Genomic DNA, 25,570 nt, shown 5'->3' with positions numbered 1-25,570 from the left:
AATGGCGAGACGTGATCAAGATAAGCTTACAGGAAAACAAAAAGCAGCCATTCTCATGATTTCCTTGGGGTTAGATGTGTCAGCTTCTGTATATAAGCACTTAACCGATGAAGAAATTGAAAGGCTTACCCTGGAAATATCGGGTGTTCGAAGTGTTGATCATCAAAAAAAGGATGAAATTATAGAAGAATTTCATAATATAGCCATTGCGCAAGATTATATTTCTCAGGGCGGTCTAAGCTATGCAAGACAAGTTCTTGAGAAGGCGCTTGGAGAGGATAAGGCGGAAAACATTCTAAACAGGCTGACTTCATCTTTACAGGTTAAACCATTTGATTTTGCCAGAAAAGCGGAGCCTGAACAAATTTTGAATTTTATACAGCAAGAGCATCCGCAGACGATGGCTTTAATCTTGTCTTATTTAGATCCTGTGCAAGCCGGGCAAATTTTATCCGAGCTGAATCCTGAGGTACAGGCTGAGGTCGCAAGAAGAATCGCGGTCATGGACAGAACGTCACCTGAAATTATTAATGAGGTAGAACGGATTCTGGAACAAAAATTATCTTCTGCATTTACTCAAGATTATACACAAACAGGCGGAATTGAAGCTGTTGTTGAAGTGTTAAACGGGGTAGACAGAGGAACAGAGAAGACGATCTTAGATTCATTGGAAATTCAGGATCCTGATCTTGCTGAAGAAATTAAAAAGCGGATGTTTGTCTTCGAAGATATTGTTACACTTGATAACCGCGCAATTCAGAGAGTCATTCGCGATGTTGAAAACGACGATCTGCTCCTTTCATTAAAGGTTGCAAGCGAGGAAGTCAAAGAAATTGTATTCAACAATATGTCACAGCGTATGGTTGAAACCTTTAAAGAAGAAATGGAATTCATGGGCCCTGTACGCTTGAAAGATGTAGAAGAAGCTCAATCAAGAATTGTAAGCATCGTCAGAAAGCTTGAAGAAGCCGGTGAAATTGTGATAGCAAGAGGCGGAGGGGACGATATTATTGTCTAATATCATTAAACAAGAATCATCTTTTTCTCCACAAAAGGAAAGAAGAAAACTCTCTGTACAAGAGGTGCGAATCGATCATTCTCACCTTTTGCAGGCTGAAGAGAATCCGGAAGCGCTTATCGCCCGAGTGAAAGAGGAAGCTGACCGGATTTCAAAGCAGGCCAACAGCCATATAGAAACTATTCGCCGTCAAATTGAGCAGGAAAAAAATGATTGGGCAGCTGAAAAACAAAAGCTTATTGAGGAAGCAAAAGCCGAGGGTTTTGAACAAGGTGTGGCATTAGGCAAAGCGGAGGCGCTTCAACAGTATTCCGAGCTGATCGACCAAGCAAACAGCATAACTGAAATGTCCAGAAAAGCTGTTGAGGACAAGCTTGAAGACGCTTCTGAAGAAATCGTTGAGCTTGCCGTTGCACTGGCTAAAAAAGTATGGCAGCAAAAATCTGATGATAAAGAGGCTTTTCTCCTGCTAGTGAAACAGGTTGTAAACGAAGTAAAGGAATATGACGATATCTCAATATATGTAGACCCATATTACTATGAGACAGTCTTTCAGCAAAAAGATGAAATTCTGCAGCTTCTTTATAAAGAATGCCGGCTTGGCATATATGCTGATGAAAAAGCTCAAAAAGGATCTTGTTATATAGAAACTCCTTTTGGCAGAGTGGATGCGAGTGTTGACACGCAACTAATGCAATTGAAAGATAAACTTCTGACAGTACTGGAAGCGGGTGCAGCTGAATGAAGACACAGAGTCTGATAGATTGTATAGAAATGACGGACTCGTATAAATGGCACGGAAAAGTCAAGCGGGTGATCGGCCTGATGATTGAATCAAAAGGGCCTGCAAGCTCAATTGGCGACGTGTGCCTGATTTATGCAAAAGGACAATCTGGTAAAGTCATAAAAGCTGAGGTTGTCGGCTTCCAGGAAGAAAATATTTTGCTTATGCCTTATTTAGAGGCTGCAAGCATTGCGCCCGGCAGTATTGTAGAAGCCACTGGTGAATCTCTTCGGGTTAAAGTCGGAGCAGGACTGATCGGACAGGTTATCGATGCTTTTGGCGAGCCGCTTGACGGAAAACTGCTGCCGAAAGGGCTCTCGCCTGTATCGACGGAGCAATCACCGCCCAACCCGATGAAACGGCCGCCTATCCGTGAAAAGATGGGTGTAGGAGTCAGATCAATTGACAGCTTGCTGACAGTCGGTAAAGGCCAGCGGATTGGCATTTTTGCAGGAAGCGGTGTCGGTAAAAGTACATTAATGGGGATGATCGCCAAGCAGACAGAGGCTGACTTAAACGTCATTGCACTTGTCGGGGAACGCGGGCGAGAGGTTCGGGAGTTTATTGAAAAAGATCTTGGGGAAGAGGGGCTGAAACGATCGATTGTGGTCGTTGCCACCTCGGATCAGCCAGCATTAATGAGATTGAAAGCGGCATATACAGCGACGGCAATTGCCGAGTATTTCCGCGATAAAGGCCAAAATGTCATGTTTATGATGGATTCTGTTACAAGGGTGGCAATGGCGCAGCGTGAGATTGGACTGGCTGCCGGAGAACCTCCGACGACAAAAGGCTATACACCTTCTGTGTTCGCTATTTTACCTCGTTTATTAGAGCGAACAGGTGCAAATGAGCACGGAACCATTACGGCGTTTTATACAGTATTGGTAGACGGGGATGACATGAATGAGCCGATTGCGGACACTGTTCGCGGAATTTTAGACGGACATATTGTGTTGGACAGGGCGCTTGCCAATAAAGGCCAGTTTCCTGCAGTTAATGTACTAAAAAGCATCAGCAGGGTGATGTCAAACATATCGACAAGACAACATCTGGATGCAGCAAATAAATTCCGTGAACTTTTATCAACATATCAAAATTCAGAAGATCTCATTAATATCGGAGCTTACAAAAGAGGATCCTCAAGAGAAATTGATGAAGCGATACAATTTTATCCGCAGCTTATTCAATTTTTAAAACAGGGAACAGACGAATCAGCATTATTAGAAGAAAGCATTGCTGCATTAACTAGTTTGACAGGAAATGAGGAATAAACGTGGCTTATCAATTTAGATTCCAAAAGCTGCTGGAACTAAAAGAAAATGAGAAAGATCAATCCTTATCCGAGTATCAGCAATCAGTATCTGAATTTGAAAATGTTGCTGAAAAATTATATGAGAATATGAGCAAAAAGGAATTGCTTGAACAAAATAAGGAAAAGAAATTGAAAAGCGGCATGAGTGTACAAGAAATGAGGCATTACCAGCAATTTGTCTCAAACCTTGAAAACACGATCTATCACTATCAAAAGCTTGTCATTATGAAAAGAAATCAAATGAATCAAAAACAAGAAATTTTGACAGAGAAAAATATAGAAGTAAAAAAGTTTGAAAAAATGCGTGAAAAACAGTTTAAAATGTTTGCTCTTGAAGACAAAGCTGCAGAGATGAAAGAAATGGACGATATTTCGATCAAGCAGTTTATGATTCAAGGCCATTAGGAGCGAATGTAATGTCCGGCAAAAAGAAAGAATCAGGTAAGTTCCGTTCGGTTTTGCTTATCATTATCCTTCCGCTGATGTTTCTTCTAATCGCTGGGGGGATTGTTCTTTGGGCTGCTGGTGTTAATGTCTTAAAGCCGATACAGGAAGCTGCGGCAAAAACGCCGGTTCTTAAAGAATTGGTTCCTGAAACCGAAAATAAAAAAGACACAGCATCAAATAAGGATAGCAGTAATACGGCAGCTCTGGAAAAGACCATTAAGGACCAAAAAAGTGAAATCAGTATATTGAATAAAGATTTAGAAACAAGTAAATCTGAAATCGACAGGCTCAATCAAAAGATCCGTTCACTTGAAAAGACGGCGGAGGATCAAAAAAAGTCATCAGAAGATAATCCTGAAGAAACATCAGGTTCGAATTCTTCTTCTAAGGATGACAAAGTGATCAGTGTATATAAAAGCATGGACAGCGGAAAGGCTGCTAAAATTATTGCCCAATTAAAGGAGCAAGAAGCGCTGAAAATATTGAATGGTCTAAGCAAAAAGCAGCTTGCTGACATCTTGGCGAAAATGACTCCTGAGCAAGCAGCAACCTATACAGAAAAAATTGCTGCCAGCCAAGAATAGGGGGAATTGAAGGTGAAGCTGCTTGAATTGGCGGGACCTTTGCTGCAAACCACAGCGGGTACTGCTGCTAAAACCATGAAAAGTAGCCAGGGAGTTTTTCAAAACTGGCTGATGTCTGAGGCCGGATTGAAGGAAATCTCAGAACAAGGAAGTGGTACTCCTACTTCCGGTCAGTTTTTGGCAGATGCGCTTAAAAAGATCAGTGATTGGCTAAATGCAAGTCCTGAAGATCAAGACAAACAAAAAGTGGAACTTCTTCAAACATTAAACAAACTAACAGGGGAGCAGTTGGATGAAACTGCTCAGCGAATGCTGCAGAATCTGTTGCAAGCAGTTGAATCAAAAGTGTCCGGCGGGATAGATCAATTACTCGCAGAAGCAGACAAAATCATTTCAGAAAGTAAAACGGCTTTGGCAACCAATGAGTCTGCTGCTGACATTAATGGAGAACTGAAGTCTGATACAGAGCAATCAAATCAGGAGAATGAAGGATCTGAGGATGATAAAGAACTTATCCTTATCCAGATGTTCATTAGTCAGCTGCTAGAAGGGAATAAGCTGTCTGACCGCGGGAAGGGAAATGAAGCTCATGTCATTTACCAGAATGGTGATCAATTTCTTTCTGCATTAGAAAAAAAGAGCGTATCTCAACAGCTCATTCAGGATCTTAAACAGCAAATATTCACTAAAGATGAGTCAAGTTCAAAACTTTATTCGATGACAGCGTCAGAGCTGAAAAGCTTTCAAAGCTTAATGGAACAAATGTCTATGCTTCCTCAAAAAGGGACCAAAGAATGGAATTTAGCTGAAAGTCAGCTGAAAGCTTTCCTGTTATCGAAATCATCCGAATCATCGCAAGACTTTGGAAAGCGTGCCCTCTCACCGTTCTCTCAGAGTTCATCCAGCAAAAGTGGACCGGATGCTTCTGGAAGTATTCAGCCTGTAGATAGTAAATCAGGACTCCAAATGCTGTTTTCAGGATACCGGAGCACTGGAGTTCAAACACTGGATCTGCAGCAGCTCTCATCTGATTTACCGACTGCTGAAACAAAAACGGTGGCTGATCAAGTGATCAATGCATGGAAGCAGATGAAATATACGCCTTTCGGCAGATCGACGGGAAGTTTCACCATTCGGCTGAACCCTGAACATTTAGGATTTGTCACAATCAAGCTGACAAATGAAAATGGGATCTTTCAGAGTAAAATCATTGCATCGAGCCAATCAGCAAAGGAACTGCTTGAACAGCATCTTCCTCAGCTGAAGCAATCATTGCCGAATATGGCCGTTCAAGTTGACCGTTTTACTCTCCCGGTCCAAACCGGAGATCAGCCGATATACGGCCAGCTTGCTGATGAACAGAAACAGCAGCAAGAGGGGCAGAGACAGCAAAGACAGAAAAAGCAATCAAATGATTTCGGTGATCTGCTCGATGAAGTGTCGATGGTTGAAATGGAGGAAGAAGAATGACTTCTATAAGTTCAGAATATAAACTGCCTGAAAAAACAAGCACTATGAAGACTAGCAATAGCAGCTTGGGGAAAGATGAGTTCTTAAAGATATTAATGACTCAAGTCCAAAACCAAGATCCGCTCAACCCGGTTGATGACAAAGAATTTATCAGTCAGATGGCGACTTTTTCAAGCTTGGAGCAAATGATGAACATGAATAAGACCATGACTCAATTTGTTGAAAATCAAGATCCGTTTACTTCGTATGTTGATTGGTTGGGAAAAGAAGTATCTTGGACTGATGGTCAAAGTACAACAGATAAAACTGGCACAGTAAGCTCTGTTAAACATTCTCAAGGAAACTATTATCTCATTCTTGATGATGGGACCGAGATCAATCCGTGGAATGTAATGTCTGTAGCACAGTCTTCGAAATAAAAAATCTGGGGGAATTTATTATGTTACGTTCACTTTATTCTGGAATCAGCGGTATGAAAAACTTTCAAACAAAGCTTGACGTTATCGGCAACAACATTGCCAACGTGAATACAGTAGGATTCAAAAAGAGCCGTGTTACCTTTAAAGATATGGTAAGCCAAACAATTGCCGGCGGTTCTGCGGCTGGTGCAACTATCGGCGGTACGAACTCTAAGCAGATCGGTTTAGGTTCATCTTCTGGCACAATTGATACAATTCATTCAACAAGCGCAACACAAAGCACAGGGCGAACACTTGATTTAGCGATTGACGGCGATGGTTACTTTAGAATTGATACAGGCGACGGAACAGCTTATACAAGAGCAGGAAACTTCTATTTAGATAATACCGGAACACTGGTTACCGGTGATGGCTATCATGTGTTAAATATGACTGGTGGAACAATTCAAATCCCTCTTGATGCGCAAAGCTTCAGCATTGGTTCTGATGGAAAGGTGTCAATTGTTGATGCGGGCGGTCAAACACAAGACGGCGGACAAATCGGGATTGTTACTTTTGCAAACAGTGACGGTTTGGATAAAATCGGAAGTAACTTATACCGTGAGTCTTTAAACTCTGGGACTGCCAGTGCAGCCAACCAGCCTGGTGATGGCGGTACAGGTTCCCTTAAATCAGGTTTTCTCGAAATGTCTAACGTTGATTTAACTGACGAATTTACTGAAATGATCGTTGCCCAGCGCGGATTCCAATCAAACTCGAAAATTATTACAACATCTGATGAAATCCTTCAAGAACTGGTTAACCTTAAACGTTAAGGAGGGAGGGGAGGCGAGTAATCGCTTCTCCGCTGTTTTATGATTAAAGTAACCCGTTTGAATGGGCAGCCCTTTACACTGAATGCGCTGTTTATTGAACAGATTGAATGCTTTCCGGATACTACAATCACTCTGTCAAATGGTAAGAAGTTTGTAGTAAAAGAAGATGAAGAAGCTGTTCTGGAAAAGATCGCATCTTTCTACCGAAAAATACAAATATTTTCAATGGATCAAGGAATAGAGGAACCGGAATGAAGAAAAAATTAATGATCATTTTACTAATTATTCTTATCATAATTGGTGCTCTCGGGGCGGCGGCTTATTTTGTTTTAGGCGGAAAGTCCGAAAAAAATGAAGCGAAAAAAAGTATTGATGAAATCGTTGCATCTTCTGTTGATGTAGAAGAGATCACAACAAATTTAAAGTCTGATAACATTATCCGGCTTGCTATTAAACTTGAAACTGACTCTGATAAATCAAAAAAAGAACTTGAAAAACGTGATTTTCAAGTGAAGGACGCTGTAATATCACTGCTGGCTGATACGAATGCTGATGAGATTGAGGGAGACAAGGGAAAAGAAACCTTTAAGAAGGAACTAAAAGATAAAATAAATAGCTACCTCCAAGAAGGAAAAGTAGAAAAAGTGTATATTACCTCCTTTAATCTGCAATAAAGCATAATTTGACAGAATACGGAGGTGAGGAAAATGTCAGGAGAAGTTCTCTCCCAAAATGAAATAGATGCACTGCTTTCTGCAATATCAACTGGTGAAATGGACGCTGAAGAGCTGAAAAAAGAAGAAAAAGAGAAGAAAGTGAAGGTTTATGATTTCAAACGTGCGCTGCGGTTTTCTAAGGATCAGATCCGCAGTTTAACGAGAATTCATGACAATTTTGCAAGGCTTCTTACTACTCACTTTTCTGCTCAGCTCAGAACCTATATTCACATATCTGTCAGTTCTGTTGACCAAGTCCCGTATGAGGAATTTATAAGATCTATACCGAACATGACGATCCTGAATCTGTTTGATGTCCATCCGATGGAAGGCAGAATTATGATGGAGGTTAACCCGACGATTGCTTATACGATGATGGATCGGGTAATGGGCGGTATTGGAATCAGTCATAATAAGGTTGATAGCTTGACAGAAATTGAAACAAAAATCATTTCTAATTTATTTGAAAATGCACTGGGAAATTATAAAGAAGCTTGGCAGTCAATTGCTGATATTGAACCGGAAATGACTGAGTTTGAAGTGAATCCGCAATTCGTTCAGATGGTATCTCCTAATGAAACAGTCGTGGTAATTTCACTCAATACTCAAATCGGTGAAATCAGCGGTGTCATAAATCTCTGTATCCCGCATATCGTCCTCGAGCCGCTCATACCGAAACTTTCAGTCCACTATTGGATGCAATCAGATCGAAATGAGCCGAAGCCTGAGGAAACAAAATCGCTTGAAAAACGTATCATGACAGCACAAATACCTGTCGTGGCCGAGCTCGGCACATCTGAACTGACAATAGAAGAGTTTTTAAGTTTAGAAGTCGGAGACTGCATAACTTTGGACAAATCAGTCACGGATCCTCTTACTGTATTGGTCGGAGATAAGCCGAAATTTTTAGGACAAGCCGGCCGGGTGAATCGAAAACAGGCAGTGCAAATTTTAGATCACGACATAAGAGGTGAACAAGATGGAGAATAATAGATTATCTCAAGATGAGATTGACGCGCTTCTTAACGGCACTGGCAGCACGCCGGATGAGCCAGAGGTTCCGGAAGTACTTGACTTATCGGAAATGGAGCGTGATGCGATCGGTGAAATCGGAAATATTTCATTCGGCAGTTCTGCAACAGCACTGTCAACGCTTTTAAACCAAAAAGTCGATATTACGACTCCGAGCGTAACTGTCATACCTAAAAGTAAAATCAGCGATGCGTTTCCTGAACCGTATGTAGCGATTGAAGTAAATTATACGGAGGGCTTCAGCGGCAGCAACCTGCTGGTCGTGGAACAAAATGACGCGGCGATCATTGCTGACTTAATGATCGGGGGAGACGGAAAAGGTGCGGACCCTTCACTGGGTGAAATCCATTTAAGTGCGGTTCAAGAAGCAATGAACCAAATGATGGGATCGGCAGCCACATCAATGTCTACTGTATTCAGTAAAAAAATTGATATTTCACCGCCTCGGGTTGAATTGCTCGATGTCACTGAAGAAAAGGGAACAGACCGTATTCCTGATGATGAAATGCTGGTGAAAGTTTCTTTCAACTTAAAGGTGGGAGAATTAATAGACTCCAGCATTATGCAGCTTTACCCACTGACATTTGCGAAAGATTTAATTTCAAGCCTTATGAACACAGGAAATGCAGAGGGAGAAACAACGCCGCAGCCTGATGTTACATATGAGCAGCCGAAAGAGCCTGTGGCACCAGAGCCGCGTATTGAACCGCAGCAGCAACAGCCGCCAAAAAGGCAGGGAACGCCGAAGAAAACAGCGCCAGTTCAGGTTTCACCGGTGGAATTTTCCGCGTTTGACCCAAATGAGGCTTCGCAAGCCCCTATAAACAACCTGGATATGCTTTTGGATATCCCGCTTTCGATTACTGTTGAGCTTGGCAGAACGAAGAGAAGCGTAAAAGAGATTTTGGAGCTTTCTGCCGGAAGTATTATTGAGCTTGATAAATTAGCCGGTGAGCCGGTAGATATTTTAGTTAATCAGCGTATTGTTGCCAAAGGCGAGGTCGTTGTGATTGAAGAAAACTTCGGTGTAAGAGTCACTGACATTTTAAGCCAGGCAGAGCGCATTAATAATTTAAAATAACGAAACACAAGGAGAGAGATTGATTATGGCACACAGAATTTTAATTGTAGATGACGCAGCATTTATGCGAATGATGATTAAAGATATTTTGGTGAAAAACGGTTTTGAAGTAGTAGCGGAAGCTGAAAATGGAGCACAAGCAGTAGAAAAGTATAAAGAGCATTCTCCTGATCTTGTTACTATGGATATCACGATGCCAGAAATGGATGGGATTTCAGCATTAAAAGAAATTAAACAAATTGATGCACAGGCAAGAATCATTATGTGTTCTGCTATGGGACAGCAATCAATGGTTATCGATGCCATTCAGGCCGGCGCTAAGGATTTTATCGTAAAACCTTTCCAGGCAGACCGTGTGCTTGAAGCAATCAACAAAACATTAAGTTAAAGGGTGTACGACTGTTGAAAAAGAGTCAATATTTCATCGCTTTTATTTGTTTTTTCGTTTTATTCAGTGTACATCCGATTGCTGCTGCCGCAGCAGACTCTGATAATTCAACTGTAAACGAATGGTTTCAAAAGAAAGATGAAAAAAATGCAGATAAGTCAGAGCAAAAGGAAGAAAAAACACCACAAACTGCTGATGAGACGGAGGGAGCGGCGGCTCCTTCTGTCTCAGCTTTTGATTTTGTAAAGATGATTTTCGCTTTACTGTTTGTTATCGTGCTGATTTACGGGCTGGTTAAGCTCATGAACAAAAGAAATCGGCTCCTAAAGCCTTTTCAATATGTTGAAAATATTGGCGGCACATCGGTCGGCCAAAACAGATCTATTCAATTGATCAAAGTCGGAAAAAGTGTGCTCGTCGTCGGTGTTGGAGAGACGATCCAGCTGCTAAAAGAAATTGAGGATGAAAAAGAGATTGAAGTCATTCTCAACCAGCATGAAGAGGCAATGTCAAGCAAGATAGAGTGGCAAAAGTTTGTGAAGCCGCTGAAGGGCTCTGAACATCAGCCGCAGCAAAAACTGCCTTCATTTTCAAAAGCTTTAAAAGAGCAGCTTGAAGAGTTAAAACAAAATCGTTCTGAAGGAAAGAAGAAAGGCCCACGTCATCATGAATGAGTTTATAAATATTTTCAATTCAAGCGATCCGGAAAACGTTAGTTCAACTGTTAAATTACTATTATTGTTAACTGTATTTTCAGTGGCGCCTGGAATATTGATTCTTATGACTTGTTTTACCCGCATCGTCATTGTTCTGTCATTTGTTAGGACTTCACTGGCGACGCAATCTATGCCGCCAAACCAGGTTCTTATCGGGCTTGCGCTGTTTTTAACGTTTTTTATTATGGCTCCTACTTTTTCAGAGATTAATAAAGAAGCGCTGACGCCATTGATGGACAACAAAATCAGCTTGGACGAAGCGTATACGAAAGCTGAGGAACCAATTAAAGAATTTATGAGTAAACACACAAGGCAGAAGGATCTGGCGCTGTTTATGAATTACGCAAAAATGGATAAACCGGAATCATTAAAGGATATTCCACTAACGACGATGGTTCCCGCTTTTGCCATATCGGAGCTCAAAACAGCGTTTCAAATAGGTTTTATGATTTTTATCCCATTTTTAATTATAGATATGGTAGTGGCGAGCGTCTTAATGTCAATGGGAATGATGATGCTCCCTCCAGTTATGATTTCTCTGCCCTTTAAAATATTACTTTTTGTTTTAGTAGACGGCTGGTATTTAATTGTGAAATCTTTGCTTCAGAGCTTTTAGGGTAGGTGCTAAACGTGAGTTCAGAATTTGTAATTTCTATGGCGGAAAAAGCCGTATACGTAACGCTGATGATCAGTGCGCCATTGCTGGCTATTGCTTTACTGGTCGGTTTAATCGTCAGCATATTTCAGGCGACAACTCAAATCCAGGAACAGACTTTGGCGTTTATTCCGAAAATCGTGGCGGTTCTTCTGGCCTTGATTTTTTTTGGTCCATGGATGCTGTCGACCATTCTTTCGTTTACAACAGAGCTGTTTTCTAATTTAAATCGTTTTGCAGGGTAATGTAGAGATGAATTCGATTATTGATTTATTTCCTGCCTTCTTATTGGTTTTTATTAGAATTTCTGCTTTTTTTGTAACGATTCCGCTATTCGGACACCGGAATGTCCCAGCTGTTCATCGTATTGGATTTGCTTTTTTCCTCGCGGTCATTTGTTTCAGCACCATTGATAAACCTCCCTCTTTGGAGATAGATGGGCAATATATGCTCTTGGCATTTAAGGAAGCTTTGGTTGGTCTTTGTCTAGGCTTAATTGCTTATATGATGATTGCCGCAGTTCAAATTGCCGGCTCTTTTATTGATTTTCAAATGGGATTTTCAATTGCGAATGTTATTGATCCGCAAACTGGTGCACAAAGTCCGTTGATCGGCCAGTTTATCTATACGATGGCACTTTTGTTTATGCTGAGTGTCAATGCCCACCATTTGCTGCTTGACGGTATTTACTACAGCTTTCAGTATATTTCAGTTGATCAGGCATTTCCGAATTTCGGCGATGAAAAGTTTGCTTATTTTATCGCGAAAAGCTTTAATGCGATGTTTATTATTGCTTTTCAAATGTCAGCGCCGGTTGTGGCCAGTTTGTTTCTTGTTGATTTAGCATTAGGTATCGTGGCTCGAACTGTTCCGCAATTAAATGTATTTGTGGTCGGTCTGCCTTTAAAGATCGCTGTCAGTTTCATCATGCTCATTGTGTGTATGTCCGTTATCTTCGTCGTTGTGCGGAATGTCTTTAGTTTAACGATTGAAACGATGCGGAATCTTTTAGCATTGGTCGGTGTTTCTTAATGAAGCTTAGAATTGACCTGCAGTTTTTTGCGGGAGAGAAGACAGAGAAAGCCACTCCGAAAAAACGGAAGGATACGCGAAAAAAAGGGCAGGTAGCAAAAAGCGCGGATGTCAATACCGCCATTTCTTTATTAGTAGTATTCCTTTCGTTTATTGCGATTGGTCCGTTTATGAGAGACAGGCTGCTGTCATTTATAGAAACATTTTATACCGAGTCGCTCACAATGAAGCTCTCAGAATCAAATGTGCACACACTGTTTATCAGCTTATTAGAGGATACGGGCATCATACTTGCACCGATCTTGCTTGTCGCTCTTGTTGCAGGGGTCGTAAGCAACTATATGCAGGTTGGGTTCTTGTTTTCTGCTGAAGTGATACAGCCTAAGCTTGAAAAACTGGACCCGATCAAAGGATTTAAACGAATATACAGTATGAGGGCGATTGTAGAGCTGATTAAATCGATATTGAAAATCACGGTTGTCGGTTTTGCGGCCTTCGCTGTTCTTTGGCTGCATTATGGAGAAATTCTCCGGCTCCCGCTCCTGACACCAGAAGAGGCCCTTTCTTTTGTTTCAAAACTCACACTGTGGATGGGGCTGAGCGGTGCAGGCGCTTTGTTGATTCTTGCTGGTCTCGATTATTTATATCAGAGATTTGACTATGAGAAAAATATCAAAATGTCAAAACAGGATATAAAAGATGAGTACAAAAAATCTGAAGGAGACCCGATTATCAAGTCTAAAATTAAACAAAGACAGCGGGAAATGGCGATGAGACGGATGATGCAGGAAGTTCCAAAAGCGGATGTCATTATCACAAACCCTACTCACTATGCGATTGCCCTGAAATATGACGAAGAAAAAATGGACGCTCCTTATATTGTTGCAAAAGGTGTTGACCACCTGGCGTTAAAAATCAGGAAAATTGCTAAAGAGCATGATGTCATGATGGTAGAAAACAGACCGCTTGCCCGTGCGTTATATGATCAGGTAGAAATTGACCAGGCAGTGCCGGAAGAATTTTTTAAAGTCTTGGCAGAAATTCTAGCTTACGTATATAAAACAAAACAAAAAGTATATTGAACTTTTCGATTTAAAAGGAGAGAAAAAACAGCATGTCAACAAGAGATTTATCCGTTTTAATAAGTGTGGTCCTCATTGTGGCGATGCTGGTGATTCCATTTCCTCCATGGCTGTTAAGTATTTTGATCATTATAAATATTTCTCTTGCGTTGATCGTGCTTCTCACCACAATGAATATGCAGGAAGCGCTTCAGTTTTCGATTTTTCCGTCACTGTTGCTGCTTTTAACCCTATTTCGTTTGGGCTTGAACGTCTCAACTACCCGTTCAATTCTTTCACATGGTGAAGGAGGAAAAGTCGTCGAGACTTTCGGAAATTTCGTTGTCGGCGGAAATGTATTAGTTGGACTTGTTGTATTTATCATCCTGATTATTATTCAGTTTATCGTCATTACGAAAGGTGCTGAACGTGTTTCTGAGGTTGCAGCAAGGTTTACGCTGGACGCAATGCCCGGGAAGCAGATGAGTATTGATGCTGATTTAAACGCAGGGATGATTACCGAACAGGAAGCGAAGCACCGCCGCGAAAAAGTGGCAAGAGAAGCAGACTTTTATGGAGCAATGGACGGTGCCAGTAAATTTGTAAAAGGCGACGCGATTGCCGGAATCATCATTGTGATGATCAATATTATTTTCGGTATCGTTATCGGAATGCTTCAGCAGGGCATGTCTATTCAAGAGGCCGCTTCACACTTTACGATGCTGACTGTAGGGGATGGAATTGTTTCGCAAATTCCGGCGCTGTTAATTTCTACAGCTACGGGTATTGTCGTGACAAGAGCTGCCTCTGAAGGAAACTTAGGGCATGACATTACAGGTCAGCTGTTTGCTTATCCAAAGCTTTTATACGTCGCAGCAGCTACGATTCTGCTTCTTGGTATTTTCACTCCGATTGGCATTTTTCTGACGGGGCCGCTTGCGGGGCTGCTTGCTTTCGGTGCTTATACGCTATCTAAATCAGGTAAGGAAAAAGAAGAAGTGGATGAGATTCTTGAGGAAGAGGCTGAGGTTGACGAGCTTAAAAGCCCTGAAAGCGTTGTTCAGCTTCTGCACATCGATCCGATAGAATTTGAGTTTGGTTATGGTCTGATACCGCTTGCTGATGCCAATCAAGGCGGTGATTTATTAGACCGAATTGTTATGATTCGCCGCCAGTTGGCCCTGGAACTAGGGCTTGTCATTCCTGTCGTGCGCATCAGAGATAATATAGCACTGCAGCCTAATGAATACCGATTGAAAATTAAAGGAAACGAAGTAGCAAAAGGCGAGCTGCTCCTTGATCATTATTTAGCGATGTCGCCTACGCCTGAAGACGATCTCATAGAAGGGATTGAAACAGTGGAGCCGTCATTCGGACTGCCGGCCAAATGGATTGGCGAATCGGTAAAGGATGAGGCTGACATGCTTGGTTATACAGTTGTCGATCCTGCTTCAGTCGTTTCAACCCATATTACGGAGAAAATTAAGCAGTATGCCCACGAATTGATCGGAAGACAGGAGACGAAACAGCTCATTGATCACTTGAAAGAAACGTATCCAGTCCTTGTGGAAGAGGTTACGCCGAATCCGTTGTCTGTTGGTGATATTCAGAAGGTGCTGGCTAAGCTTTTAAAAGAAAAAGTTTCAATCCGAAACTTAGTAACGATTTTCGAAACGCTTGCTGACTATGGAAAATTAACAACAGATTCTGATCTTTTGACAGAGTATACAAGACAGGCACTGGCTAAACAAATTACAGCCCAGTTTGCTAAAGAAAATGAAGTGTTGAAGGTTGTTACTTGTTCGGGCCGTGTAGAAAAGGCAATAGCAGACGGTGTACAGCAAACGGAACACGGGAATTATTTATCGCTTGAACCAGATATTTCAGAAAGTATTGTGCGCTCTGTCGCTAAAGAAGCTGAACAGCTCTCATTGCGTCAGGAAACTGCGATTCTTCTTTGCTCGCCGCCTGTCAGAATGTATGTGAAACAGCTTCTGGAACGATACTTCCCTGATCTTCCGGTACTCTCTTATAACGAACTTGAGGCGAATGTTGAGGTACAAAGCATTGGAGTGGTGGATATTTAATGAAAATCAAAAAATTTACTGCTGCTTCAATGCAAGAAGCGGCACTTCTCATCAGAAAAGAGTTGGGTAATGAAGCTGTCATCTTAAATTCGAAAAAAATTAAAAAGCGAAAATGGTTTGGACTCGTCAACAAGCCTGCTGTTGAAGTAATTGCCGTATTGGATCAAGACTTTCTTGAGAAAAAAACGCCTCAGAAGGCAGCTGAGCCGAAACAAACATTAAAAACTCCGGTCAGCAGTCCGAAAATAGAGGAGAGGACATACCCCCCTCAATTTCCGGTGCAACATGAACCCGTTGATTTTTCAGCTTATCAATCTGTACTTCCTGAGCCGCTGCGAAAAGCAGAAAAGCTTTTGCAAGAAACGGGGATTAAAGAGGCAACGAAGACGAGCGCTCTGAAAAAATTGCTGCGCTGCTCTGTGGAAGCGGGCGGTCTTACGGAAGAAAACGTGGCCAGTAAACTTCAGGATATACTATGTGATACGCTGCCTTCAGCAGACAAGTGGCAGGAGCCTATTCATTCAAAGTATATCGTGCTGTTTGGTTCAACAGGGGCTGGTAAAACAACAACGCTTGCTAAGCTCGCAGCCATATCTTTGCTTGAAAAACAGAAAAAAATTGCTTTTATTACAACAGATACGTATCGTATTGCAGCTGTTGAACAGTTGAAAACATACGCCGAACTGCTGCAGGCTCCTCTGGAAGTTTGCTATACAAAAGAAGAATTTCAGCAGGCGAAAGAGTTATTTTCTGAGTATGATCATGTGTTTATTGATACAGCCGGAAGAAACTTCAAGGAGCAGCAATACATTGATGAATTGAAAGAGACGATTCCTTTTGAGAGCAGCATTCAGTCATTTCTCGTTTTATCCGCGACTGCAAAATATGAAGATATGAAGCATATTGTCAAACGGTTTTCATCTGTCCCTGTCAATCAGTTCATTTTTACAAAAATAGATGAGACTTCTTCTTTAGGTTCTGTATTTAATATACTGGCAGAATCAAAAATAGGTGCCGGATTTATAACAAACGGCCAGAATGTGCCGGAGGATATACAGACTGTATCACCTCTTGATTTTGTAAGGATGCTGTGCAGATGAACAGATTTGACCAAGCAGCAACTTTACGGGCGAAAATGGAAAAGCGTCAGCGTGTTCTGCCAATGGTTTGTTCTCAAAAAGCGAAGACACTTGCTGTCATCAGCGGCAAGGGCGGTGTCGGAAAATCCAATATTACCTTAAACATGGCTCTTGCGTTGCAGGATAAAGGTAAGAAGGTACTGCTCATCGATCTTGATATCGGGATGGGGAACATTGATATATTAATGGGAAATTCATCGTCTTCCACGATTATCGATGTATTAACCGATCGCAAGCCTTTGATGCAGTCATTATCTGTTGGGCCAAAGGGTTTGCGGTACATATCAGGGGGAACCGGTCTTGATGTGATATTTCAGCTGGATCAGAGAAAATGGGCGTTTTTTGCCAATGAGCTTTCTCATGCGTTAAGCCAGTTCGATTATGTACTGTTTGACATGGGAGCGGGCTTATCAAAAGATCAGCTGCCTTTTATTTTATCGGCGGAAGATATTTTGATCATAACAACTCCCGAACCTACGGCCATCATGGACGCATATAGTGCTGTCAAGCACCTGGTTTTGACAGAAAATAAGCTATCAATGAAGGTCGCTGTCAATCGGTGCCGTGATCAAAAAGAAGGGCTGAACGCTTTTACCCGCCTTTCCCGCACGATTCATATGTTTTTGGATGTTCAGGTTCAGTTTGCAGGTTCTGTTTCTGACGATCCGATCGTAAGCAAAGCAGTTGTCGAACAGGTTCCTTTTTTCATACAAAGTCCTCAGGCAAAAGCCAGCCGGTCAGTCCGTCTTTTAGCGGATGCCTTGTTTGAAAGAGAAGAAACAAGACACAAAGTAGAAAAACAGACATTTATTGAGAAGTTATCTTCTTTTTTAATGAGGAGGGCTTAATTTGATTCGTGTGCTTGTAGTTGATGATTCAGCTTTCATGAGAAAAATGATAAGTGATTTTCTAACCGAGGAAAAGCAGATAGAAGTAATCGGAACTGCGAGAAACGGAGAAGAAGCGCTTAAGAAAATTAAATTACTAAAGCCGGATGTTGTTACTCTTGATGTTGAAATGCCGGTCATGAATGGGACAGACACACTGCGCAAAATCATTGAGATTTATAATTTGCCGGTCATCATGGTGTCAAGCCAGACCGAGAAAGGAAAAGAGTGCACAATTAATTGTTTAGAGATCGGTGCCTTTGACTTTATCACAAAGCCATCAGGCTCAATATCTCTGGATTTGTACAAAATTAAAGAACAATTAGTTGAGCGTGTCGTCGCGGCTGGACTTTCCGGCAAGCGGAAACATCCTGCTTCACAGGCAGTTCGGCCTGACCCTATAGTACGTGCTGGAAAGCCTGAATTAAGCAAACCGAAACCCGGCACAGGCAGACAAATTGTATGCATCGGCACATCAACAGGCGGTCCAAGGGCGTTACAAAAGGTGATACCGAAGCTTCCTAAGGATTTGAACGCACCAGTGGTTGTTGTTCAGCACATGCCTGAAGGTTTTACTGCTTCTTTGGCTGAGCGGCTGAATCATTTATCCGACATACAAGTAAAAGAAGCAAAAGATGGCGAAACAGCTCTTAATGGCTGTGTTTACATAGCACCGGGCGGAAAAAACATATCCGTTATCAAAAATAGCGGAGGACTCCAGATCGTTCTTGATAATCTCGATACGCCAAGCCGTCATAAGCCATCAGCCGATTATTTATTCCGTTCTGTTGGTAAACTGGCAGACTATGAAAAAGTAGCGGTCATCATGACCGGAATGGGCAGTGACGGCACTGCCGGCCTAAAAGACATGCTTACGGCCGGCAATGTGAAAGCCATTGCGGAGTCTGAAGAATCTTGTGTCGTATATGGGATGCCGAAAGCAGCTGTTAAAGCGGGCCTCATCCATGAGATTAAACATGTGGAAGATATCGCAGCATCCATCACAAGCTGCGTGAAAAAAGAGAGGGTGTGATTCAAATGGATATGAATCAGTATTTAGATGTCTTTATTGATGAGAGTAAAGAACATTTACAAACATGTAATGAAAAGCTTCTCCTTTTAGAGAAAGACCCGACTGACCTTCAGCTCGTTCATGATATTTTCAGGGCTGCCCATACATTAAAAGGAATGAGCGCAACGATGGGCTATACGGATTTAGCACATCTAACCCACCTGCTTGAAAACGTGCTGGATGCAATCCGAAACGGAGATATGGCAGTTACCTCAGACTGGCTGGATATCTTGTTTGAAGCCCTGGATCACCTGGAAGCTATGGTTCAGTCCATTATTGACGGCGGGGATGGTAAAAGAGATATCTCAGAAGTGAGCGCAAAGCTTGATGTAAATGGTGCGCACGCTGAAACGGCTGCCTCTGCGGAACCTGCAGTAACAGAAAATTCAGCATCTGATTGGGGATATGACGAATTTGAACGGACTGTCATACAAGAAGCGGAGGAGCAAGGCTTCAAACGATATGAAATCAAGATTTCTCTGAACGAAAACTGTATGTTAAAAGCAGTTCGTGTATATATGGTGTTTGAAAAGCTTAATGAAGTCGGAGAAGTAGCGAAAACAGTCCCAAGTGCGGAAGTGCTTGAAACCGAAGATTTCGGCACTGACTTTCAAGTTTGCTTCTTAACACATCAATCAGCGGAAGAGATTGAACAATTGATCAATGGCGTTTCAGAAATTGAGCATGTTGAAGTCATTCAAGGGGCTCCTTTAACATCAGCAGAAAAGCCGGAAGAATCTAAGCCGGCAGATTCACCAGCAGCTGTACCTGTGAAGCAGGAGAAACAAAAACAGCCTGCTAAAAACGATGAACAGGCGAAGCACGGCGGATCTAAAACAATTCGTGTCAACATTGACAGACTTGATTCTTTAATGAACTTATTTGAAGAGCTTGTCATTGACCGCGGGCGTCTCGAGCAGATTGCAAAAGAGCTTGAGCACAATGAATTGACTGAAACGGTTGAACGAATGACGAGAATTTCCGGAGATTTGCAATCGATTATTCTTAATATGAGAATGGTTCCGGTTGAAACCGTTTTTAACCGGTTCCCGAGAATGATTCGACAGCTTCAAAAAGAGCTGAATAAAAAAATCGAACTCTCGATCATCGGTGCGGAAACTGAACTGGATCGAACAGTAATTGATGAAATCGGAGATCCTCTCGTTCACTTGATCAGAAACAGTATTGACCATGGTATCGAGTCGCCGGAAATACGTTTGCAAAAGGGAAAACCGGAATCAGGAAAAGTTGTGCTTAAAGCCTATCACAGCGGCAACCATGTCTTTATCGAAGTAGAGGATGACGGTGCAGGCCTTAATCGCAAAAAAATTCTTGAAAAGGCACTTGAGCGCGGGGTCATTACGGAAAAAGAAGCTGAAACCTTAGAAGACAATGAAATTTACGAATTGATTTTTGCTCCAGGGTTCTCAACTGCTGATCAAATTTCTGATATTTCCGGACGCGGTGTCGGACTTGACGTTGTGAAAAATAAACTGGAGTCTCTTGGCGGTTCAGTCAGTGTGAAATCTGCAGAAGGTCAAGGCTCTTTGTTCAGCATCCAGCTTCCGCTTACATTGTCCATTATTTCAGTACTGCTGATTAAATTGGAAGAAGAGACATTTGCCATTCCGATTTCTTCAATCATTGAAACAGCAGTTATTGATAGAAAAGACATTTTGCAAACGCATGACCGTGAAGTGATTGACTTTAGAGGACACATTGTCCCTGTCGTTTATTTAAAAGAAGAGTTTAAAATAGAAGATTCAAGACAAGATGCGGAACAGCTCCATATCATTGTCGTGAAAAAAGGCGACAAACCTACTGCATTTGTGGTGGACTCCTTTATTGGCCAGCAGGAAGTTGTGCTGAAATCACTCGGAGATTATTTAACAAACGTCTTTGCAATTTCCGGAGCTACTATTTTAGGAGACGGAGAAGTAGCGCTCATTATTGATTGTAATGCACTGATTATTTAACCATTCGAGGAGGTGTCTCACATGACTGCAGAAATTAAAACAGGCGAAAAAATGATTGTCTTTGTGGTAAATGGCAAAGAATATGCCATTTCTGTCACTCAGGTGAAATCAATTGAAAAATGGCAAAAACCAACGAGAGTGCCTGGCGTCGAACCATATATTTGCGGGGTAATCAATTTGCGCGGAGTAGTGACTCCGGTTATTGATTTAAGAAAGCGCCTGAATTTGCCAGAGTATGAAATTACGGATGAAACACGAATTATCATTATTGCTTATCGCGATATTGAAGTCGGCTGGATTGTGGATGAAGCCAATGATGTGATTACCGTACACGAAAGTGAAATAGAATCCGCTCCAGAAAGCATCCAGAAAGATACGGATGTGTCGATCAAACAGATTGTGAAGCAAGAGAACAGGCTATTAAATATTATTGATGCGAACGCGGTTTTGGATAAAGAATCATCTCAGTCCGCTGTGCCCGATCAAGCTTAATCTTAAAGGGGTTATGACATGAGTATTTTTAATGGAATCAAAGAAGAGCAGATGGACATTTTGCGGGAAGTCGGCAATATTGGCGCCGGCCACTCTGCCTCTGCAATGGCCCAGCTGTTAAATAGAAAGATAGATATGGAAGTCCCGTTTGCAAAGCTGCTGTCTTTCGATGAGCTTGTCGATTTTTTCGGAGGCGCTGATATCCCGGTTGCCAGCATCTTTTTAAGAATGGAAGGCGATTTAACGGGTTCGATGTTCTTTATAATGCCTTTTTATCAGGCGGAGCAGTTTATCAGAGAGCTGATTGGAAACCCCGATTTTGATATAGAGGACTTAAGTGAAGACCATATGAGCTCATCCGCTTTGCATGAACTGGGCAATATTTTAGCAGGATCATATTTAACGGCCTTGGCGGATTTGACGAAACTACAGCTTTATCCTAGTGTTCCTGAAGTTTCATTGGATATGTTCGGCGCTGTGATCAGCGAAGGGCTGATGGAGCTCAGCCAGGTTGGAGAACACGCTATTGTTGTCGACACGTCGATTTTTGACCAAAGCCATCAGCAGGAGCTGAAAGCGCATATGTTTATGCTGCCGGACTATGATTCATTTGAAAAGCTCTTTGTCGCCTTGGGTGCATCATTATGAGTACAACTGAGGCTGTTGTTGTAAAGGTAGGAATTGCTGACATGAAGATCGCCCGCTTCCCGGACACCATCCGGACATCTGGTTTGGGATCATGTGTGGGGCTGGTGCTTTATGATAAAGAAAAGCAAACGGCGGGCCTTGTCCATGTTATGCTGCCGGATTCAACGTTATCTAAAACTGCCGAACTCAATCGGGCTAAATATGCTGACACCGCCGTAAAGACCACGATTGATATGCTGGTAGAGGCGGGTTGCCGGAAATTTGCATTAAAAGCAAAGCTTGCGGGCGGGTCAGAAATGTTTAAGTTTAAATCAACAAATGATTTGATGAAGATCGGACCGAGAAATGTATTAGCGATAAAAGAACAGCTGTCTTTATATAATATTCCTATTATGAGTGAAGATACAGGCGGCTCAAGCGGCCGGACGATAGAATTTGAACCGAAGTCCTGCATGCTGCATATTCGAACTGTTAAACAAGGTGAAAAAACGATTTAATTAAGGTATTAGGGGGATAACAATGCAATCCTTGAATTATGAAGATCAGGTGCTTTGGACGCGCTGGAAAGAGTGGAAAGATCCTAAAGCCGGTGACGATTTAATGCGCCGTTACATGCCGCTTGTCACATATCATGTAGGCAGAATTTCTGTCGGACTGCCTAAATCAGTGCATAAAGACGATCTTATGAGCCTTGGTATGCTTGGTTTATATGATGCCCTTGAAAAATTTGACCCCAGCCGGGACTTAAAATTTGATACCTACGCCTCGTTTAGAATTCGCGGCGCAATCATAGACGGGCTTCGTAAAGAAGATTGGCTGCCCAGAACCTCACGTGAAAAAACAAAGAAGGTTGAAGCAGCAATTGAAAAGCTTGAACAGCGCTATCTTCGGAACGTATCGCCCGCAGAAATTGCAGAGGAACTCGGAATGACGGTACAGGATGTAGTGTCAACAATGAATGAAGGTTTTTTTGCAAATCTGCTGTCAATTGATGAAAAGCTCCATGATCAAGATGACGGTGAAAACATTCAGGTCATGATCAGAGATGACAAAAATGTGCCGCCTGAAGAAAAGATTATGAAGGATGAACTGATTGCACAGCTTGCTGAAAAAATTCACGAACTCTCTGAAAAAGAACAGCTGGTGGTCAGTTTGTTCTACAAAGAGGAGTTGACATTGACAGAAATCGGACAAGTATTAAATCTATCTACGTCCCGCATATCACAGATCCATTCAAAGGCACTATTTAAATTAAAGAATCTGCTGGAAAAAGTGATTCAATAATGAATTTCATGGTTAGCGAGTGAAAAACATGTCAACACTATTATGGCTTTTAAGCTTTACGCTCCACGGCGCTCTTTTGTACGCTGTCATTATTCTGTATACGAGGCTCGCGGCTGTGAAAGAAACAGAAAAACAGCAAAAGAAGATACTTGAAGAGACGGAAAACACCTTGGCGGCATTTCTTCTTGAATTAAAAGAAGAAAATGAGAAACTGATAGAAAATACCGGTCCACCTTCAAGTCAAACTGAGGAAGAAACCAAAAAGCCAGACCTTCAGCACTCTGAAAAATATTCAGAGCGGGATGCAGTTCAAGAAGAAGAGAATCTTCCTGAACATATTGAAGGTCTGATTACTGCGGTTGAGCTTCAGGAAGAGAGCGTAAACAGCGATGTCCAATCATTTGAAGACCAGGTCATAGAATTATATGAGCAGGGGTATTCGGCCAGTCAAATTGCCCAGAAACTGAAGAGTGGGAAGACAGAAATCGAGCTATTTTTAAAATTTCGCTCCAAAGGTGTAAAGGATTCTTGATTGTCGGATAAAGCTGTGTTATATTATGTCTTGGTGTTAAATACACACGCTTAACGATTTATGCAGAGGGTGCTGCAGGCGGCAGTTCTGCACAAAAATGACCTAAGCGGAGGAAAAAAACCATTATATTAGGAGGAAATAACATGTCAGTCATTTCTATGAAGCAATTGCTTGAAGCTGGTGTTCACTTCGGTCACCAAACACGCCGTTGGAACCCAAAAATGAAGCGTTACATTTTCACGGAGCGTAACGGAATCTACATCATTGACCTTCAAAAAACAGTCAAAAAAGTAGAGGAAGCTTACAACTTCACTAAAAATCTTGCTGCTGAAGGCGGAAAAATCCTTTTCGTCGGAACAAAAAAACAAGCTCAAGATTCTGTTAAAGAAGAAGCTCAGCGCTCTGGCATGTACTATGTCAACCAACGCTGGTTGGGCGGTACATTAACAAACTTTGAAACAATCCAAAAACGTATTAAACGTCTTAAAGACATTGAAAAAATGCAAGAAAACGGTACGTTTGATGTACTTCCTAAAAAAGAAGTCGTTCAATTGAAAAAAGAATTAGAGCGTCTTGAAAAATTCCTAGGCGGAATTAAAGATATGAAGGATCTTCCTGATGCATTATTCATCATCGATCCTCGCAAAGAGCGCATCGCTGTTGCGGAAGCTCGCAAATTAAACATCCCTATCATCGGTATCGTAGATACTAACTGTGATCCAGATGAAATCGATGTTGTAATCCCAGCGAACGATGACGCTATCCGCGCTGTTAAACTTCTAACTTCTAAAATGGCAGATGCAATCTTAGAAGCGAAGCAAGGCGAAGAAGAAGCGGAAGTTGCTGAAGAAACTGCACCAGAAACAGAAACAACAACTGCGTAACCTATCAAAAGGTGATAAGAGGGACTGCCTTTTATCACCTTTTTTCAAGAAAAATGTGTAAGATACATACTCTTGTTTAACATATAAGGAGGAATACAAATGGCAATTACTGCACAGCAAGTAAAAGAACTGCGTGAAAAAACTGGCGCGGGTATGATGGATTGTAAAAAAGCGTTAACTGAAACTGACGGAGATATGGACAAAGCAATTGACCTTTTAAGAGAAAAAGGGATTGCGAAAGCAGCGAAAAAAGCTGACCGTATCGCAGCAGAAGGTTCTACTCTTATTAAAACTGACGGCAACAAAGGTGTTATTTTAGAAGTAAACTCTGAAACTGACTTCGTTGCGAAAAACGAAGGCTTTAAAGAGCTTCTTAACACTTTAGCTGATCACCTTCTTGCAAATACTCCAGCAGATGTTGAAGAAGCAATGGGTCAAAAAATGGAAAACGGCTCTACTGTTGAAGAGTACATCACAAGCGCAGTTGCTAAAATCGGTGAGAAAATCACTCTTCGCCGCTTTACAGTTCTTACAAAAGACGAAAACTCTGCATTCGGTGCTTACCTTCACATGGGCGGCCGCATCGGCGTATTAACTGTTCTGAACGGTACAACTGACGAAGAAACTGCGAAAGATATCGCAATGCACGTTGCCGCGGTTAACCCTCGTTACATTTCTCGTGATCAAGTATCTGAAGAAGAAGCAAACCATGAGCGTCAAATCTTAACTCAGCAAGCCCTTCAAGAAGGCAAACCTGAAAACATCGTAGCGAAAATGGTTGAAGGCCGTCTGAACAAATTCTTCGAAGAAATTTGTCTTTTAGACCAAGCGTTCGTTAAAAACCCAGATGAAAAAGTAAAACAAGTTGTTGCAGCGAAAAACGCAACTGTTCAAACTTATGTCCGCTATGAGGTTGGAGAAGGCATCGAAAAACGTCAAGAAAACTTTGCTGAAGAAGTAATGAACCAAGTGAAAAAATAATGGCGAAAAGATTTCGCGGCCAAGTCGCGTCTTTTCAGGCAGTATAGGGGACACA

Annotated in this window: 30 protein-coding genes; all 30 read left to right on the top strand. The window is 41.8% G+C overall.

All coding sequences use genetic code 11. From position 1 onward, the window contains the following. The first annotated feature begins 1 nt into the window (after nucleotide 1). Entirely contained in the window at nucleotides 2–1,018 is a 1,017-nt protein-coding gene (gene fliG, locus CVV77_RS04195) for a flagellar motor switch protein FliG (protein WP_003231981.1), read from the top strand. Further along, nucleotides 1,011–1,763, top strand: a complete 753-nt coding sequence (fliH, locus tag CVV77_RS04190; protein ID WP_100274709.1) for a flagellar assembly protein FliH — start codon at nucleotides 1,011–1,013, stop codon at nucleotides 1,761–1,763. Before fliG ends, fliH begins: the two co-directional genes overlap by 8 nt. Then, nucleotides 1,760–3,076, top strand: coding sequence for a flagellar protein export ATPase FliI (fliI, locus tag CVV77_RS04185; protein WP_100274708.1), 1,317 nt, complete (start codon nucleotides 1,760–1,762; stop codon nucleotides 3,074–3,076). Before fliH ends, fliI begins: the two co-directional genes overlap by 4 nt. Nucleotides 3,077–3,078: 2 nt before the next feature. Continuing rightward, nucleotides 3,079–3,522, top strand: a complete 444-nt coding sequence (gene fliJ / locus CVV77_RS04180; RefSeq protein ID WP_003238536.1) for a flagellar export protein FliJ — start codon at nucleotides 3,079–3,081, stop codon at nucleotides 3,520–3,522. An 11-nt stretch (nucleotides 3,523–3,533) separates the two neighbouring features. After that, on the top strand, nucleotides 3,534–4,148 hold the full coding sequence (locus tag CVV77_RS04175) for a MotE family protein (RefSeq protein WP_019258398.1): 615 nt from the start codon (nucleotides 3,534–3,536) through the stop codon (nucleotides 4,146–4,148). A gap of 12 nt (nucleotides 4,149–4,160) precedes the next feature. Continuing rightward, a complete protein-coding gene (locus tag CVV77_RS04170; RefSeq protein WP_100274707.1) occupies nucleotides 4,161–5,618 on the top strand; it encodes a flagellar hook-length control protein FliK in 1,458 nt (485 codons plus the stop codon). Further along, on the top strand, nucleotides 5,615–6,037 hold the full coding sequence (gene flgD / locus CVV77_RS04165; protein WP_100274706.1) for a flagellar hook assembly protein FlgD: 423 nt from the start codon (nucleotides 5,615–5,617) through the stop codon (nucleotides 6,035–6,037). Before CVV77_RS04170 ends, flgD begins: the two co-directional genes overlap by 4 nt. 20 nt (nucleotides 6,038–6,057) lie before the next feature. Next, nucleotides 6,058–6,852, top strand: a complete 795-nt coding sequence (gene flgG, locus CVV77_RS04160) for a flagellar basal body rod protein FlgG (protein ID WP_003238530.1) — start codon at nucleotides 6,058–6,060, stop codon at nucleotides 6,850–6,852. A gap of 39 nt (nucleotides 6,853–6,891) precedes the next feature. After that, nucleotides 6,892–7,107, top strand: a complete 216-nt coding sequence (gene swrD / locus CVV77_RS04155) for a swarming motility protein SwrD (protein ID WP_003220876.1) — start codon at nucleotides 6,892–6,894, stop codon at nucleotides 7,105–7,107. Next, nucleotides 7,104–7,526, top strand: coding sequence for a flagellar basal body-associated protein FliL (fliL, locus tag CVV77_RS04150; protein WP_100274705.1), 423 nt, complete (start codon nucleotides 7,104–7,106; stop codon nucleotides 7,524–7,526). Before swrD ends, fliL begins: the two co-directional genes overlap by 4 nt. A gap of 33 nt (nucleotides 7,527–7,559) precedes the next feature. After that, the gene (fliM, locus tag CVV77_RS04145) at nucleotides 7,560–8,558 is read left to right on the top strand and encodes a flagellar motor switch protein FliM (RefSeq protein ID WP_003220879.1); all 999 of its coding nucleotides are present in this window, start codon (nucleotides 7,560–7,562) and stop codon (nucleotides 8,556–8,558) included. After that, nucleotides 8,548–9,681 carry a flagellar motor switch phosphatase FliY gene (fliY, locus tag CVV77_RS04140; RefSeq protein ID WP_003238528.1) on the top strand — a complete coding sequence of 378 codons (1,134 nt, stop codon included), beginning with the start codon at nucleotides 8,548–8,550 and terminating at the stop codon, nucleotides 9,679–9,681. Before fliM ends, fliY begins: the two co-directional genes overlap by 11 nt. Before the next feature lie 25 nt (nucleotides 9,682–9,706). Next, the gene (gene cheY, locus CVV77_RS04135; protein WP_003220882.1) at nucleotides 9,707–10,069 is read left to right on the top strand and encodes a chemotaxis protein CheY; all 363 of its coding nucleotides are present in this window, start codon (nucleotides 9,707–9,709) and stop codon (nucleotides 10,067–10,069) included. 14 nt (nucleotides 10,070–10,083) lie between these two features. Further along, the gene (gene fliZ, locus CVV77_RS04130) at nucleotides 10,084–10,743 is read left to right on the top strand and encodes a flagella biosynthesis regulatory protein FliZ (RefSeq protein ID WP_019258403.1); all 660 of its coding nucleotides are present in this window, start codon (nucleotides 10,084–10,086) and stop codon (nucleotides 10,741–10,743) included. Then, entirely contained in the window at nucleotides 10,736–11,401 is a 666-nt protein-coding gene (gene fliP / locus CVV77_RS04125) for a flagellar type III secretion system pore protein FliP (protein ID WP_019258404.1), read from the top strand. The genes fliZ and fliP overlap by 8 nt, the downstream gene beginning before the upstream one ends. Nucleotides 11,402–11,415: 14 nt before the next feature. Next, complete coding sequence (gene fliQ, locus CVV77_RS04120) at nucleotides 11,416–11,685, top strand: flagellar biosynthesis protein FliQ (protein WP_014113798.1); 270 nt, start codon at nucleotides 11,416–11,418, stop codon at nucleotides 11,683–11,685. A 7-nt stretch (nucleotides 11,686–11,692) separates the two neighbouring features. After that, a complete protein-coding gene (fliR, locus tag CVV77_RS04115) occupies nucleotides 11,693–12,472 on the top strand; it encodes a flagellar biosynthetic protein FliR (protein ID WP_003238525.1) in 780 nt (259 codons plus the stop codon). Continuing rightward, nucleotides 12,472–13,554, top strand: a complete 1,083-nt coding sequence (gene flhB / locus CVV77_RS04110) for a flagellar biosynthesis protein FlhB (RefSeq protein WP_019258405.1) — start codon at nucleotides 12,472–12,474, stop codon at nucleotides 13,552–13,554. Before fliR ends, flhB begins: the two co-directional genes overlap by 1 nt. Before the next feature lie 32 nt (nucleotides 13,555–13,586). Beyond that, on the top strand, nucleotides 13,587–15,620 hold the full coding sequence (gene flhA, locus CVV77_RS04105; protein WP_019258406.1) for a flagellar biosynthesis protein FlhA: 2,034 nt from the start codon (nucleotides 13,587–13,589) through the stop codon (nucleotides 15,618–15,620). Further along, nucleotides 15,620–16,720 carry a flagellar biosynthesis GTPase FlhF gene (gene flhF, locus CVV77_RS04100; protein WP_019258407.1) on the top strand — a complete coding sequence of 367 codons (1,101 nt, stop codon included), beginning with the start codon at nucleotides 15,620–15,622 and terminating at the stop codon, nucleotides 16,718–16,720. The genes flhA and flhF overlap by 1 nt, the downstream gene beginning before the upstream one ends. Next, nucleotides 16,711–17,607: a flagellum location/number ATPase FlhG gene (gene flhG, locus CVV77_RS04095; protein ID WP_100274704.1), complete on the top strand. Its 897-nt coding sequence runs from the start codon at nucleotides 16,711–16,713 to the stop codon at nucleotides 17,605–17,607. Before flhF ends, flhG begins: the two co-directional genes overlap by 10 nt. A 1-nt stretch (nucleotide 17,608) precedes the next feature. Further along, nucleotides 17,609–18,679, top strand: coding sequence for a protein-glutamate O-methylesterase CheB (gene cheB, locus CVV77_RS04090; protein ID WP_084992451.1), 1,071 nt, complete (start codon nucleotides 17,609–17,611; stop codon nucleotides 18,677–18,679). 5 nt (nucleotides 18,680–18,684) lie between these two features. Beyond that, nucleotides 18,685–20,694 carry a chemotaxis protein CheA gene (gene cheA / locus CVV77_RS04085; RefSeq protein ID WP_100274703.1) on the top strand — a complete coding sequence of 670 codons (2,010 nt, stop codon included), beginning with the start codon at nucleotides 18,685–18,687 and terminating at the stop codon, nucleotides 20,692–20,694. A 21-nt stretch (nucleotides 20,695–20,715) separates the two neighbouring features. Then, nucleotides 20,716–21,186, top strand: coding sequence for a chemotaxis protein CheW (cheW, locus tag CVV77_RS04080; protein ID WP_019258411.1), 471 nt, complete (start codon nucleotides 20,716–20,718; stop codon nucleotides 21,184–21,186). An 18-nt stretch (nucleotides 21,187–21,204) separates the two neighbouring features. Next, complete coding sequence (gene cheC / locus CVV77_RS04075; RefSeq protein WP_019258412.1) at nucleotides 21,205–21,834, top strand: CheY-P phosphatase CheC; 630 nt, start codon at nucleotides 21,205–21,207, stop codon at nucleotides 21,832–21,834. Beyond that, nucleotides 21,831–22,331 carry a chemoreceptor glutamine deamidase CheD gene (gene cheD, locus CVV77_RS04070; RefSeq protein WP_088110927.1) on the top strand — a complete coding sequence of 167 codons (501 nt, stop codon included), beginning with the start codon at nucleotides 21,831–21,833 and terminating at the stop codon, nucleotides 22,329–22,331. Before cheC ends, cheD begins: the two co-directional genes overlap by 4 nt. A gap of 22 nt (nucleotides 22,332–22,353) precedes the next feature. Further along, nucleotides 22,354–23,118 carry an RNA polymerase sigma-28 factor SigD gene (gene sigD / locus CVV77_RS04065; RefSeq protein WP_003220911.1) on the top strand — a complete coding sequence of 255 codons (765 nt, stop codon included), beginning with the start codon at nucleotides 22,354–22,356 and terminating at the stop codon, nucleotides 23,116–23,118. 28 nt (nucleotides 23,119–23,146) lie between these two features. Beyond that, nucleotides 23,147–23,650, top strand: a complete 504-nt coding sequence (locus CVV77_RS04060) for a hypothetical protein (RefSeq protein WP_003238512.1) — start codon at nucleotides 23,147–23,149, stop codon at nucleotides 23,648–23,650. Between the two features lie 143 nt (nucleotides 23,651–23,793). Next, nucleotides 23,794–24,534 (top strand): 30S ribosomal protein S2, encoded by a 741-nt coding sequence (gene rpsB, locus CVV77_RS04055; protein ID WP_003220918.1) that lies wholly within the window; start codon nucleotides 23,794–23,796, stop codon nucleotides 24,532–24,534. 99 nt (nucleotides 24,535–24,633) lie between these two features. Beyond that, entirely contained in the window at nucleotides 24,634–25,515 is an 882-nt protein-coding gene (gene tsf / locus CVV77_RS04050) for a translation elongation factor Ts (protein WP_003238511.1), read from the top strand. The last annotated feature ends 55 nt before the right edge of the window (nucleotides 25,516–25,570 follow it).

The sequence above is a fragment of the Bacillus sp. SN1 genome (genome assembly GCF_002796895.1).
Classification (GTDB): Bacteria; Bacillota; Bacilli; order Bacillales; family Bacillaceae; genus Bacillus; species Bacillus inaquosorum.
Note: the sequence above shows the minus strand (reverse complement) of the source record. Positions and strands in the feature narration are given on the sequence as shown.